The 14438-nt window shown below is 38.8% G+C and carries 12 protein-coding genes and 1 tRNA gene; 5 read left to right on the top strand and 8 right to left on the bottom strand.

The window, feature by feature from the left end; all coding sequences use genetic code 11:
- Positions 1–67 precede the first annotated feature (67 nt).
- The 3 genes from coaBC to HMPREF9072_RS10425 are packed head-to-tail and all read left to right on the top strand — an operon-like array spanning position 68 to position 2938.
- Positions 68–1252, top strand: a complete 1185-nt coding sequence (coaBC, locus tag HMPREF9072_RS10435; protein WP_009411685.1) for a bifunctional phosphopantothenoylcysteine decarboxylase/phosphopantothenate--cysteine ligase CoaBC — start codon at positions 68–70, stop codon at positions 1250–1252.
- Between the two features lie 37 nt (positions 1253–1289).
- On the top strand, positions 1290–2171 hold the full coding sequence (fabD, locus tag HMPREF9072_RS10430) for an ACP S-malonyltransferase (RefSeq protein ID WP_009411684.1): 882 nt from the start codon (positions 1290–1292) through the stop codon (positions 2169–2171).
- Positions 2168–2938: an ABC transporter ATP-binding protein gene (locus tag HMPREF9072_RS10425; protein WP_009411683.1), complete on the top strand. Its 771-nt coding sequence runs from the start codon at positions 2168–2170 to the stop codon at positions 2936–2938. Before fabD ends, HMPREF9072_RS10425 begins: the two co-directional genes overlap by 4 nt.
- Positions 2939–3135: 197 nt before the next feature.
- Here HMPREF9072_RS10425 and HMPREF9072_RS10420 read toward each other — a convergent pair.
- The 5 genes from HMPREF9072_RS10420 to rocD form a co-directional block, all read right to left on the bottom strand.
- Positions 3136–3209, bottom strand: a tRNA-Asp gene (locus tag HMPREF9072_RS10420).
- A 142-nt stretch (positions 3210–3351) separates the two neighbouring features.
- A complete protein-coding gene (gene dgt, locus HMPREF9072_RS10415) occupies positions 3352–4695 on the bottom strand; it encodes a dGTP triphosphohydrolase (protein WP_009411682.1) in 1344 nt (447 codons plus the stop codon).
- Positions 4696–4708: 13 nt separating this feature from the next.
- Positions 4709–4918: a membrane protein insertion efficiency factor YidD gene (gene yidD, locus HMPREF9072_RS10410; RefSeq protein ID WP_002680684.1), complete on the bottom strand. Its 210-nt coding sequence runs from the start codon at positions 4916–4918 to the stop codon at positions 4709–4711.
- Between the two features lie 68 nt (positions 4919–4986).
- Entirely contained in the window at positions 4987–5796 is an 810-nt protein-coding gene (locus tag HMPREF9072_RS10405) for an enoyl-ACP reductase (RefSeq protein WP_009411681.1), read from the bottom strand.
- Positions 5797–5916: 120 nt separating this feature from the next.
- Positions 5917–7161, bottom strand: coding sequence for an ornithine--oxo-acid transaminase (rocD, locus tag HMPREF9072_RS10400; protein WP_009411680.1), 1245 nt, complete (start codon positions 7159–7161; stop codon positions 5917–5919).
- Between the two features lie 422 nt (positions 7162–7583).
- Between rocD and HMPREF9072_RS10395 the strand changes: the two genes are divergently transcribed.
- Positions 7584–8054, top strand: a complete 471-nt coding sequence (locus tag HMPREF9072_RS10395; RefSeq protein ID WP_009411679.1) for a hypothetical protein — start codon at positions 7584–7586, stop codon at positions 8052–8054.
- Between the two features lie 78 nt (positions 8055–8132).
- Here HMPREF9072_RS10395 and HMPREF9072_RS10390 read toward each other — a convergent pair whose 3' ends face one another.
- Positions 8133–9389: a sulfate adenylyltransferase subunit 1 gene (locus HMPREF9072_RS10390; RefSeq protein ID WP_009411678.1), complete on the bottom strand. Its 1257-nt coding sequence runs from the start codon at positions 9387–9389 to the stop codon at positions 8133–8135.
- 823 nt (positions 9390–10212) lie between these two features.
- Between HMPREF9072_RS10390 and fmt the strand changes: the two genes are divergently transcribed.
- Positions 10213–11163, top strand: a complete 951-nt coding sequence (gene fmt / locus HMPREF9072_RS10385) for a methionyl-tRNA formyltransferase (RefSeq protein ID WP_009411677.1) — start codon at positions 10213–10215, stop codon at positions 11161–11163.
- 57 nt (positions 11164–11220) lie between these two features.
- On the opposite strand, the gene HMPREF9072_RS10380 is transcribed toward fmt, so the two are convergent.
- Positions 11221–12348 carry an 8-amino-7-oxononanoate synthase gene (locus tag HMPREF9072_RS10380; protein WP_009411676.1) on the bottom strand — a complete coding sequence of 376 codons (1128 nt, stop codon included), beginning with the start codon at positions 12346–12348 and terminating at the stop codon, positions 11221–11223.
- A gap of 12 nt (positions 12349–12360) precedes the next feature.
- Positions 12361–14391 carry a hypothetical protein gene (locus tag HMPREF9072_RS10375; RefSeq protein WP_009411675.1) on the bottom strand — a complete coding sequence of 677 codons (2031 nt, stop codon included), beginning with the start codon at positions 14389–14391 and terminating at the stop codon, positions 12361–12363.
- Positions 14392–14438: the final 47 nt, after the last annotated feature.

The following is a 14438-nucleotide window of genomic DNA, read 5'->3' as shown; positions in this document are numbered from 1 at the left end:
TGTTAGGCTTTAAGCAGTAAGCATTCGCTTGCCGTTTAGAGCCTTTTTCTAATTATATTTCTGAATTATGAATATCGTACTTGGTATCACTGCGGGTATAGCGACTTATAAGACACCTCAATTAATACGCTTACTCACCAAAAAGGAGCACAATGTAAAGGTAATTCTCACTGAGAATGCAAAAGAGTTTGTAACACCTCTTACCCTCAGTACAGTATCTAAAAACCCTGTGCTAACAAATTTTTCCTCTCCCGAGGGCAATTGGCATAGCCACGTAGAGTTAGCTCTATGGGCAGATGCGATGCTCATCGCTCCTGCTACGGCTAATACCATTGCTAAAATGGCTCACGGTGTATGTGATAACTTACTGTTGGCTACCTATTTCTCTGCTAAAGCACCCGTATTCATCGCCCCTGCAATGGATTTGGATATGTATGCCCACCCTACGGTTACAGAGAATTTAATTAAATTAAAGTCTTTTGGTAATCATATCATTCCCGCAACTTATGGCGAACTTGCTAGCGGACTTGTAGGGCAAGGACGTATGGCTGAACCCGAAGATATAGTCCTGTTTTTAGAGAATACCCTCTCCAAAAATCTTCCTCTTAAGGGTAAAAAAATACTTATCACCGCAGGCCCTACTTACGAAGCAATCGACCCTGTGCGTTTTATAGGAAACTTTTCTTCTGGCAAAATGGGGATTGCCCTTGCTAATGAAGCTGTACGACAAGGAGCTGAGGTACATTTAATATTAGGACCATCTTCTGAAAAGAATATTCACTCACAAATTCACTTGCATAGGGTGGTAAGCGCTCAACAAATGTACGAAGCTGCTGTAACCGAATTTCCCACTTGTGATATCGCTATCCTCGCCGCTGCTGTGGCTGACTATACGCCTGAAACTGTAGCCTCCGAAAAAATTAAAAAGAAAGGCGGTAATCTCAGTCTAATCTTAGTGCCTACCGTCGATATATTAGCATCTTTAGGGAAAATCAAAACTACTCAGACGCTTATAGGTTTTGCCTTAGAGACCGAAAATGAAGTTGCCAATGCCCAAACCAAATTGGAGAAAAAGAATTTAAATGGTATTGTACTCAACTCGTTACGAGATGCAGGAGCGGGCTTTAGTACCGATACTAATAAAGTTACTTTTATTACTAAAGAAACACAAATCAGTTTTCCTTTAAAAAGCAAAGAAGAAGTCGCTAAAGATATTTTAGCACAGATATTTGGCATTCTTATAGAAAAGTAATATCTTTGTACTTTCAATCTTATAAAAATATAAATAAATGAAAGCATACATCTTCCCTGGTCAAGGAGCCCAATTTGTAGGTATGGGGTTTGACTTATACGAAAAATCTGCTGAAGCCAAAGCTCTCTTTGAAGTGGCTAATGGCATTCTCGGCTTCTCCATTACTGATATAATGTTTAGCGGTACTGATGAAGACCTCAAACAAACCAAAGTTACCCAGCCTGCTATCTTCTTGCACTCAGTAATCCTTAGCAAAGTACTCGGTAAAAATTTTGCTCCTCAAATGGTTGCAGGACATTCATTAGGTGAATTTTCTGCTTTAGTAGCCAATGAAGCCCTCTCATTTGAAGATGGTTTGCAATTAGTAGCCAAACGTGCTACCGCTATGCAAAAGGCTTGCGAATTACAACCTGGTACAATGGCTGCCGTATTAGGCTTAGACGATAGTAAGGTTGAAGAACTTTGTGCAACAGTTGACGGAATTGTAACCCCTGCCAACTATAATTGCCCAGGTCAGTTGGTGATTTCAGGTGAACTCAAAGTTGTAGAAGCAGCTTGCGAAAAGATGAAAGAAGCAGGAGCTAAGCGTGCTCTTGTATTGCCTGTAGGCGGAGCTTTTCACTCAGTACTGATGAAACCTGCCGAAGAAGAATTGGCAGCAGCGATTGAGCAAACGACTTTCCATAAACCGCTTTGTCCAGTATACCAAAATGTAACTACTACGGCTGTAAGCAATGAAGCTAACATTAAAAAGAACCTCATCAAGCAACTTACTGCTCCTGTGAAATGGACACAAAGTGTACAACAGATGATTGCTGATGGCGCTACCGAATTTATTGAAGTAGGACCTGGCAAAGTGCTACAAGGCTTGGTGAAGAAAATAAACAAAGAGGCAGTGGTAGCTTCAGCAGAAATATGATACAAGTAGAAAATTTACATAAATCTTTTAACGGAACTGAAGTGCTCAAAGGTATTTCTACTACTTTTGAAAAAGGTAAAACAAATCTGATTATCGGGCAAAGTGGTTCAGGTAAAACTGTGTTTCTCAAATCACTTTTAGGTCTTTTTACCCCTGATTCAGGTGACATTATCTACGATGGAGTGAAGTACGCTGATATGAAACGTAAAGAACGAGTAGCCTTGCGTCAAAAAATGGGAATGGTATTCCAAGGGAGCGCTTTATTCGACTCTATGACAGTGCTCGAGAATGTGATGTTCCCTTTGAAGATGTTTTCTCAGAAAACACCTGAAGAAATACGTGAGCGTGCTAATATAGTATTGAGCCGTGTAAACTTAGTAAATGCTGATGATAAATTACCATCAGAAATTTCTGGAGGTATGCAGAAACGGGTTGCTATTGCTCGTGCGATTGTAAACCAACCCAACTATCTATTTTGCGATGAACCTAACTCAGGACTAGACCCTAAGACCTCTATTGTGATAGACAACCTTATTCAGGAAATTACTGAAGAGTTTAACATCACCACCGTAATCAATACTCACGATATGAACTCAGTAATGGAAATAGGGGCTAAGATTGTATTCCTAAAAAATGGTTATAAAGAATGGGAAGGCACTAAAGAAACTATTTTCCGCACCGATAACGAAGCAGTTACTGATTTTGTGTATTCATCAGAGCTGTTTAAAAAGGTAAGAAAAGCTTATTTAGAAGAACACGAGGATTAGATTAATAATTAAAATTCTAAAAAGCTACCTATAAAGTTTATAGGTAGCTTTTTTATTATTAGAGAATTAAGGAAAATTATATTCTAAATCTCACTTAAAAAGAAAAGCTCTCCTTGGAGAAAGGAAAGCTTTCATTGGTTTACTATAAACCCGTGTAAAAATATTTACACAAAACAACACAACTAAATCTTATGAAGCGGTCTGGACGGGACTCGAACCCGCGACCCCATGCGTGACAGGCATGTATTCTAACCAGCTGAACTACCAGACCTTCAGTAATTTTGTGCAATTCATTTCTTCATTGCGGTTGCAAAGGTACTACTTTTTTTATTACTTGCAAATTTTTAGAGCGTTTTTTTTAACTTTTTTTAATCTTTCTTTATAATATATCTGATAATAAACATATTAAAATATTAGATATTAAAGGTTGTATTGGCTGTTTTTAGATGTAATTCCACTGCATTACTATCGGTAAGGCTTGTAATATAACAAGTAATGCCCATCACTTTGTCATATAACGAGCCATTTTTTCGATACTTTTCAGGTAACTTTTTGAGCAAAAGTTTATCAAATGATGTCTCACGTCCATTTTCTTGATTGATAATAGCTGTAAAAAAGATATCTAATAAATGTTGTAAAACCACATAGCCCGATACTTCTTTTTCTACTACCTCATCGGATTGATATATACGTTCCACACTACAATTTATTACATCAGTGATTTGGTGGCGATATTTACTATCATATAAAAGCGACTGGTGAAATTCTCCTGCCAAGATTGCATCTTCATTTTGCAAGAAGATGTCGGTAGCATCTTGTATCAAAGCTCCTATAGCAACTGCACGCAAATAAGCAATACGTTCTTCTTTAGTTTGCAGTTTGCTATATTTATGAGTATTTATCTTATCTGAGATGATACCACCTAAATACTCTAAGGCTACATCTTCGCTGATAAGTCCTAAGTTGATACCGTCTTCAAAGTCTATAATAGTATAACAGATATCGTCGGCTGCCTCTACCAAGAAAGCTAAGGGATGACGTGCATAACGCAATTCACCATTTACACTATTAGATTTTAGTCCTAAAGTTTCAGCCACCTCTTTGAAGAATTTTTTATCGCCTTGGAAAAAACCATATTTCTTATCAGCTATACGGTCAGTAGGACGCACAGGTAGTGATTCTTTAGGATACTTAGTAAAAGCTCCTAAGGTAGCATAAGTAAGCCGTAAGCCCCCCTCTGCCCCCAAACGTGTTTCATTAAGGATTCTAAAGCCATTGGCATTCCCTTCAAAACTACACAAATCAGCATACTCGGCTTCTGTGAGTAAATGTTTGATAGCAGTTCCTTTTTTGAATTGAAAAAACTCTCCTATAGCCTTTTCACCACTGTGTCCAAAAGGTGGATTACCAATATCGTGTGCTACCGCAGCTGCTGCAATAATGGCTCCAAAATCATTAGTTTGGTAACCCAATTCGCGCAAGTGAGGATATTTGGTGAGCACGTGTTTACCCACAGCACGCCCTAAACTACGCCCCACTACCGACACCTCAATACTATGTGTAAGACGTGTGTGCACAAAACTTGTTTTTGAAAGCGGAATTACTTGTGTTTTGTCTTGTAAACTACGAAAAGCACTTGAAAAGACCACACGGTCATAATCCATATCAAAACTGAGTCGTGTTTCATCTTCATTTTTTCGCAAACGAAGACTAGTATCACCATATTTGTTAAGAGAGAGTAAGTTTTCCCAAAGCATTTTTATTGTTTATTTAAGGTACGGGGTCATAGCCACTTCCTCCCCAAGGGTGGCAACTACATATACGCTTAATTGCCAACCAGCCTCCTTTAAAAAAACCGTACTTTTGCAAGGCTTCTAAAGTGTATTGCGAGCAGGTAGGGGTATACCTGCACGTAGGAGGCTTGAGTGGCGAAATGGCTACTTGATAAAAGCGTACTAAATAAATGAAAAGATACTTCATTTCATTAGTTATTAGTCAGTAGTTATTAGCCGTTAGTTTTCTAACTACTAACAACCAATTTCTAACTACTACTTAGTAAATCGTTCAATTACTTCGTTGCTTACACCAGTATTAGAGAAGCCTCCATCGTGGAAGAGGTTTTGCATTGTTACTTTACGAGTAAGATCGGAGAAGAGAGATACCGTATAATTGGCACAATCTTGAGCGGTGGCATTACCCAGTGGTGACATAGCATCAGCGTAGGCGATAAAACCATCAAAACCTTTTACGCCTTGTCCTGCAGTAGTAGCGGTAGGTGATTGTGAAATGGTATTCACTCGCACTTTCTTGTCTTTACCAAAGAAATAGCCAAAACTACGCGCAATAGATTCTAAGTAGGCTTTATTATCAGCCATATCGTTATAATCAGGGAAGGTGCGTTGTGCTGCCATATAAGTAAGGGCAACAATACTACCCCACTCGTTCATTGCATCATTCTTATAAAGCACTTGGCATACTTTGTGAAAAGAAAGTGCTGAAACGTCCCAACCTTTTTCAGTGTTCACATAGTTAGACTCGGTATAAGGAATGTTTTTGCGCACATTTACCGACATACCGATAGAGTGCAACACAAAATCCAACTTACCCCCTAAAATCTCTATAGCTTTGGTTACCAAGTTTTGGAGATCGTCCATATTGGTAGCGTCGGCAGGAATAATTTCAGAGCCTGTTTTTTCGGCTAAGTTTTTTATTTGTCCCATACGCATTGCTACGGGAGCATTGGTAAGTACAAACTTACCACCTTCTTCGTGTACACGTTCTGCTGTTTTCCAAGCAATAGAATTTTCGTCTAAGGCACCAAAGATGATGCCTCTTTTTCCTTTTAATAAATTATACATAATTTTCTATTTTATAAAATGAATTTTGTTCCTATGGGGCAAATGTACAAAATATTTCTGTATAAATAAAAAGCTACCTAAAATATTAGGTAGCTTTTTATCTGTATGCAATATAGCGTATTACTTTTCAAACGCTTTTAAAGCATTGATAATAATAGCAATACACTCTCTTAATTCCGTTTCATTCATTACCAATGGCGGAGCAAATCTAATGATATTGCCGTGAGTAGGTTTAGCGAGCAACCCATTATCGCGCATCTTTAGGCAGATATTCCAAGCAGTGTCACTCTCTTCTGTATCGTTGATAACCACCGCATTTAGGAGCCCTTTACCACGTACTAAGGTAGCTATTTTTGAGGTTTTGATATAGTTGCTGATTTCTTTGCGAAAAATCTCACCCAAACGAGCGGCATTTTCAGTCAAATGCTCATCTTTTACTACCTGTAAGGCTTCAATCGCTACGGCTGCTGCCAAAGGATTGCCTCCAAAAGTACTACCGTGTTGTCCAGCTTTAATCACGTGCATAATACGGTCATCGGCAAGGACTGCACTCACGGGATACACCCCACCACTAAGAGCTTTCCCCAGTACCAATATATCTGGTTTTACATTCTCGTGGTCTACTGCCAAACGTTTCCCGGTACGCGCTACTCCTGTTTGTACCTCATCGGCGATAAAAAGTGCATTATACTTTTCGCATAAGGCTTTTGCTCCGCTTAAATACCCCTCGGAAGGGACGTATACACCAGCTTCACCTTGTATAGGTTCTACTAAAAAGCCTGCTACTGTTGCTTTATTATCAGCAAGAACTTTCTCCAAAGCGACTAAATCGTTGTAAGGAACGGAAACAAAACCAGGTGTATAAGGTCCAAAGTTCTTACGCGCATTTTTATCAGATGAAAAAGATACAACTGTAGTGGTACGCCCGTGAAAGTTCTGGTCACATACGATGATGATGGCAGCACTTTCAGGCACCCCTTTCTGTTCGTAAGCCCATTTGCGACATATTTTAATAGCTGTTTCTACCGCTTCAGCCCCTGTATTCATCGGGAGGACTTTCTCGAAGCCAAAATACTCGGTTACGTACTTTTCATACACTCCGAGCTTATCGTTGTAGAAAGCGCGAGAAGTGAGTGTAAGAGTTTGTGCTTGGTCAGTAAGCGCTTTGATAATACGCGGGTGGCAGTGACCTTGGTTTACGGCAGAGTAAGACGAAAGAAAATCGTAGTAGCGTTTGCCTTCGACGTCCCACACATATACCCCTTGTCCTTTGCAGAGCACGACGGGTAGTGGGTGATAGTTATGGGCACCGTACTGATTTTCGAGTGCCATTGCTTGTTCTGAGGTTAATTTATGTGTTATCATATATTTGTGTTATATACTTTTAAAGATAAAATAATATTCATTCTATTACAAAACTATATTTTCATATTTACTTTGTGTCTAATAGTAATTTTTCTATCGTAAAAAACTTGGACAAAGATACAACAATAAATTAAATAATCCTATATATTCATATAAAAAAACAAGTTTGACGCCTAAATTTTCCTTATATAAAATAATTAATATCCGTTTTATACTTACAGTATTTTTTCTTTTCACAGAAATAATTCTGCAGTATTTCATACTTTTGAACAATAACTTTATTACAGTGTTAACTATTGATTTTCTTTGTATTAACATTAGATTTTATATTTATCCAAAAAATAGAAAAAAGATTTTTTGTAAAAAATTTCTTTTTATTAAAAAAATATTATACCTTTGCCTCGATTAAAAAATCATAGATTATGGCAGATACAGTATTACAACCAAAAAGTACAGACGTAAAAACAGATACGGAAGTACAACTGACAGGTGCACAACTACAACAAATGCTTGATGCTCACTGTCAAGATATGAAAGCAGGAATGCCAGGATTCCTTTTCTATGGAATTTTGAGCAGTACTGATGGTTCTATCTTAAGTAAAGCTTCTGCTAATGAGGAAGCTTCAAGGATAATTGAGCAAGGCTCTGCTTTTCACCTTACTATTGTTGATCAAGTAAAGAAAGTTGTAGATGGTAATGGTTTAGGAAAATTGGAGTTAGATTATATCCTTATTGAAACAGATAAAATTACGTTTATGCTGATGATTTCAGCTTTAGGTAAATTCTTTTCTATCACCGCTTTAGATAGACCTAAATCAAATATTGGTATCTCAAGAGCTTTACTTTACAAATGTAAAAGAGAATTTGGGACACTATTAGATGATTTTTTTTAGTATTTTTACAAAAAACTATAAAAGCACAAAACAAGAAATATCTGTTTTGTGCTTTTTTATATCAATCAAATAAAACTCTTATAATATCTTATTATTAGCATCTATCATCACAGCTCCTACGGTAGCGTTGCTGGTCTCATCGATAAGGATAGCACTACCCATTGGAGGATTGCTTTGGAAAGCGTCGTATACTAATGGGGAAGCCGTTTTGAGTCGGATTTTTGCGATTTCATTGAGTTTTACACTTTCTACACCTTCAGTTTGGTTGAGGGTATTGACATCTATTTTATACTCTATTTCCTTCACAATTGCCTTTACAAGTTTACTACGCTGTTGCAACAAATATTTATTGCCTTCGCGCAATTCTCGTTTATCCATCCAGCATACAATAGCCTCGATATCTTGTCCTTGCTGAGGCTCTGCTCCTTGTTTGGCAAAGTAGTCGCCACGAGAAATATCGATATCGTCTTCGATGTGTAGTACTACTGGGTCACCTGCCTTTGCTTCTGCAACTTCTTCGCCGTTATACTCTATCTTACTGAGTTTTGTAGTAATACCTTCTGGTTCTACTATTATCGCATCACCTTTGCGATAAGTGCCCGAAATGACTTCTCCCGCATAACCGCGGTAATCGTGTAAAGCTTCGGTTTGTGGGCGTATTACATACTGCACCTGAAAACGAGGTTGGTCATAGTTGTCTTTGCTAATTTCTACAGTTTCCAAAAAGTCTAAAAGCGAATTACCTTTGTACCAAGGCATTGCCTCAGTGGTATTAACGATATTATCGCCTACAAAAGCCGAAATAGGGAAATAGTGCACGCTCTTCAATCCTAAACGTTTGGCAATCTCTTCGTACTCTTGCTTGATATTGTTAAACATCTCTTCGCTATAACCTACCAAGTCCATCTTGTTTACGGCTACCACTACCTCTGGGATATTGAGCAGGGAGGCGATGATTGAGTGGCGACGAGTTTGTTCGGTTACTCCATTGCGAGCATCTACCAAAATGATTATGAGCTCGGAATTAGAAGCCCCCGTAATCATATTGCGGGTGTATTGGGTATGACCAGGAGCATCGGCGATGATAAATTTGCGTTTGGGAGTAGCAAAGTAGCGGTAGGCTACATCGATAGTAATCCCTTGTTCGCGTTCAGCACGGAGCCCGTCGGTGATGATAGCGAGGTCGATACCATCGTCGTTCTTATTTTTTGATTGTTGTTCCAATGCTTCGAGCTGGTCGGCTAAAATACTTTTGCTATCGTATAACAATCGACCTATAAGGGTACTTTTACCGTCGTCTACGCTACCTGCGGTGATAAATCGTAATATATTCATTTGCTTTATTTCTGTTGAGTAAATATAATTTGGTGCAAAAGTACAAACTAATTGGCAAATTAGCAAATTTGGAGCTTAGTAAATGGGACACGAACTACAAGAAATGCACCAGCAGAGGCGGACTTGTAGAACGAGAGTCAGACAGGTGGGAGGTGCGAGTCACACGGGCGATAGAGGGTTAGAGCTATCGGAAGAAAACAGAGAAGTTCGAAAGTGAGTTAAGAGTGATTTCGGTGAGAAATGGTCGTTAGGAGGGTATGGTTAGCTTATAGGGAGCTTATAGGAAGCTTATACGAATCTTGGATGATTGTTATAGAAAGGGTATATAAAAAGTTGATTAACACTATAATACAACAATAATAAAAATGTTAAAAACGGGGTTTCGAGGCGAAAGAAAGAGAAATAGGTGCTAGACCTTAGGCCATAGGCACTAGGAAGAAGTATGACGGAAAGATAATAGACGGGTCTGGAAATTAGAGAATTAGCAAATTTGGAAATTAGTAAATGGAGTGAGAAGTTCTGGACTATAGACCATAGGCACTAGGAGAAAGTATGACGAAAAAGGGGAAATTAGTGACGGGAAAGGAGAATGAAAAATAGAATTTTGTTATATTGAATTGATGTTATTTAACTCTAAGGGACAAAAGAACAACCAATAATAACTCGTATTAAAAGTTTTACTACAAAAAACTTTACTATTAATACCAAATTTTATATTTTTGCGCAAAATAAATCAAAGCTAAAAACGAGCTCATCGCTTAACTGAAATAAGAAAATAAGCCTCTGAGACAATTAAAAGATTATAAGGTAAAAGGTAAAAAAGATGACAAGTGATAAAATGAGAATTGTATTTATGGGGACACCTGACTTTGCGTTGGCGTCGCTAAAAGCATTAGTAGAGAACCATTACAACGTAGTAGGTGTAGTAACGGTAGCCGATAAACCTTCGGGACGCGGACAGAAGCTACACCTGTCGCCGGTGAAACTCTATGCCGAAAGCAAAGGGATACCGGTGTTACAACCCATAAAACTAAAAGATGAAACTTTTGTAAATGCACTGAAAGCCTTACAACCCGATTTGCAAATAGTAGTAGCCTTCCGTATGTTGCCCGAAGTGGTATGGCGATTGCCTAAATACGGCACATTCAATCTGCACGCCTCTCTTTTACCTAACTATCGAGGAGCTGCTCCCATCAACTGGGCAATTATCAACGGGGAAAAGGAAACAGGGGTAACGACTTTCTTTATAGACGAGAAGATTGATACGGGAGCTATTATCGCACAAGAGGTTACACCTATTGAGTCTCACGAAACAGCGGGCACCTTACACGACAAACTAATGGTGCAAGGTGCTGAATTGGTACTAAAAACCGTAGATAGCATTGCAGAAGGTTCTTGCTCTACCCAACCACAAAACAAAGAAGTAACCTTTGCCGAAGCTCCTAAGATATACAAAGAGACCTGCAAGATAGATTGGCAAGCGGAAGGAATGACAATAGAGCGTTTAGTGAGGGGAATGAGCCCCTACCCTACTGCGTGGACAGCGTTTGTACAAAAAGGAGAAGTGTTAAATGTAAAAGTATATGATGTTCTTTTCGAACCTGTCTCTCATCAATATCCTATTGGGGAACTCTTAGTAGATAAAAAGGGACTACGTGTAGCTGTGAAAGATGGTTATATACAGCTATTAGAATTGCAATTACCTGCTAAAAAACGTATGAAGACCACAGACTTGCTAAATGGATTCAGCTTTGATAATACCACAATACTATAATGACGAGTCGTAGCACGACAGACAATTAAAAAACTTTGGTAAAAATTGATTCTCTAATCAGATAATTGACAAACTGGCCAATTGACTAATTAAAATATTTATCTCTTGTTCGGTATTAAAACTGTGCAAGCATATTCTCAACCGTTCTTGTCCCGCAGGTACGGTGGGCGCTAAAATCGGTAATACGCCTATGTCTTGGGCTTGTAGTACTTCGGCAAGTGCTTTCACTCGTTCATTGCCTGCTACTACTATGGCTTGAATGGCTGAATCAGAAGGAATAAAACCTTGTATTTTGTATTTGGCAATTTGCGTTTTAAAATACTGTATATTATGATGCAGTTGTTCTATTGATTTAGTTGTCTGTAAGGTCTCATATCCTGCCCTAATAGTTGCCACACTATGTGGACTCATAGCAGTAGTATATATGAAAGAGCGTGAAAAGTTCACTAAATACTGTATCACCTCATCTGAAGCTAAAACAGCAGCTCCGTGTGCTCCTAAGCCTTTCCCGAAGGTAACGATGCGGGCAAAAATTTCTTCTTCTAACCCCAATGCTTGCACCAATCCACAGCCGTGTTTGCCAAATACTCCTATGGCGTGAGCTTCGTCTACCGCTATATAAGCCCCATACTGCTTTGCTAATGTTACCAAACGCACCAAATCAGGACTATCACCGTCCATTGAAAAAACTGTTTCAGTAACGATGAGCACCGTTTTATCAGGGGAAGCAAACTTTTTTAAGAGCTTTTCTAAATCGTCTAAATCATTATGTTTAAACTTATAGGAGTTGGCTAAACTCAGTGAAATACCGTCGCGTATAGAAGCGTGACTGTAACTATCGTATAAGATAATATCACCTCGCCCTACAATACAGGAGAAGAATCCCACATTGGCATCATAGCCCGAATTGTACAAAAGAGCCGTTTTGGCGTTATGAAAATGAGCTATATAGCTTTCGGTTTCGGAAAAGATAGGCAAGTTACCCGAGAGCAATCGCGAGCCTGTAGCCCCGTGAGGAGCCGTTTGCTGAGGGAGTAATTGAGAGATGCGTTTAGTAATCTCAGAATTTATACTGAATCCTATATAATCATTGGAGTAGAAATCAATAGCAAAATGGCGTTGTTTGAGACTGCGTAAGGCATTGTGAGCCTCACGTTCAGCTAATTTTTCTTCGATGTGTTTCATTTGAATATTCTTTTATTCTTTCTCCTTTACAGGAAAGAAAAAGGCTCTGGGATGTGCTTTAAAGGCTCTCCATACGCAACGACCTAAATATTTTAGTTCCGAAGCAGGGACTTCACGAGAACGTAAGGCTATCCATAGCGACAGACCAAAACTCACAATAAAGTTACCTAAACCGATGATGCCTATCCCTAAAATACACCAAAGGATATTCTCTAAGCTAATGATAAAATTCATACCATACAAGCCATAAGCTAAATTACCACTGGCAAAGGTGATGTGGCGTATATCGATGGGCAAACCGAAGAAATGACCTATTGCCCACGCACTTCCCATAAAGACTCCAAACCAAATATTTGAGACGACACTCGGCCACTTTTGTTGCATCCAGTTAGCAACGCGTTGCATACGTACTTTACCAAAGAAGCCTTTAAGAAAGGGATGTTCGGAAAGACGATAATAGAAGTTGTTAAAGTTGTTTACACTAGCTACGTTGCCTGCTATAATACCTGATAAGAACAGAAATATCCCTGCAATACAAGCGTGCAAAAATACAGGGGTGTGCCATATATTCAGGTCTTCCAAGAGATGTAAACTCTTTTTGGTAGCGATATTATAACCACTGAGATAACTCATTCCTATCGCCAAAAACATAGACACAGGGAAAGCTCCAAACACATTGCCTACAAAGGCGATGAACTGCGAACGGAACAAACGCGTGAAGAGTGCTGAGAACTCGGTATAGTGTTTCTGTTTTTCCTTATTGTTATCGTTGTCGCTGAGGCTCTCTAAAGTCTTAGCAATCGTAGAAGCCGTCATTGCAGGTTGCTTGGTAGCCAAAGTAGACCCTGTGAGGTAGATGAGCACAAAACCAATAGCGTAGTTAAAACTGTAGTTTAGGGCACGAAAAAAATCACTTTGGTCAGGTTGCATCGACATATAGAGTTTTACCAAACACATAAACCCCACGATAACGCCACCCCACAAAGCTGTTTTAAGCATCTTGAAGTACTCACCAGCAGTAGAAGTAATATAGTGTTCACCGGTCTTGCCGGTATAGTTCGTAATCTCGTAGGTAATGTTATAAACACTATCATCTATCAGTTTTCGAATATTGTTCTTCTTAGAATTAGTTTTCACCATATCTAAGTAGAAGGCAATCGTTTTTTCACATTTATCAGCTTCTTTTTCTATAAACAGGTAGTTATAAAGTCGCTTGATGCGTTTTATTTGCTGACGAATGAGCAAAAGAGTTTGGTTCACACTGAAACTCACCCCATATTTAGAAGTATTGGCATCAGCTTTGTTTACGAAATCCTCACACTGACCAGCTAGGATATTCAGCTGTTTATAATCGAGTTCGTGGTCTTGTATGTATAGATAAGGGTTATCTTCCTTGGAAAGAGTACGTGCAAGATTGTTCAGCTCATCGTCGAGAGCAATAAAGGGACTATTGAGGTGAGCATATTCAGGCACCATACGGCGCACATCAGTTTGCAAGGCGAGCCCTCCCATACGTTGGGAGAGAATCATTATCGCCAAAAGGATTTGCTTGGAAGTAGTTTTGCTCTCACTATCCTCATAGAAAGTAGATACAGCAAGTATTTCAAAGAGTTCTTTCCAGTTATCTAAAGGAATTTGATGTACCCATTTCACATCGGAAGGACGGTAGAAGAGTTGGTTGAGTACGTATTGTATATTCTCTTCCGAAGGCTGGTCGGGCAAAAGCTGACGACTGATACGGCGACGCAATTCTTTGAAGAAAGAAACACTGTTCAGCAGACCTGCGTCAGTAAAAAGAATTACTTTTTGTTTATTAGCAAATACGTTGTGGAGCTTTTCCTTGAAGAAAGCGATGCACTCGGGTTTGTGTTTGATTTCAACGATGAGTTCATCAATATTGAGGGGAGTCTTTTTGTTGTTACTCTTACGGCGGAAGTAGTTCACTACATCAAACACGAAGTCAATATCTTCATAGTCTGATGAGTGCATATAAGTCTCAAAGATTTCATAAATAGATTTATATTCTTTTGCGAATCGTAACATATCTTACAATGAATAATTAAGAATTGATAATTAACAATGAGGGAGCA

Origin of the sequence: Capnocytophaga sp. oral taxon 324 str. F0483 (assembly GCF_000318315.2) — a bacterium.
Classification (GTDB): domain Bacteria; phylum Bacteroidota; class Bacteroidia; order Flavobacteriales; family Flavobacteriaceae; genus Capnocytophaga; species Capnocytophaga ochracea.
This window is presented reverse-complemented; position numbering and strand designations above follow the sequence as displayed.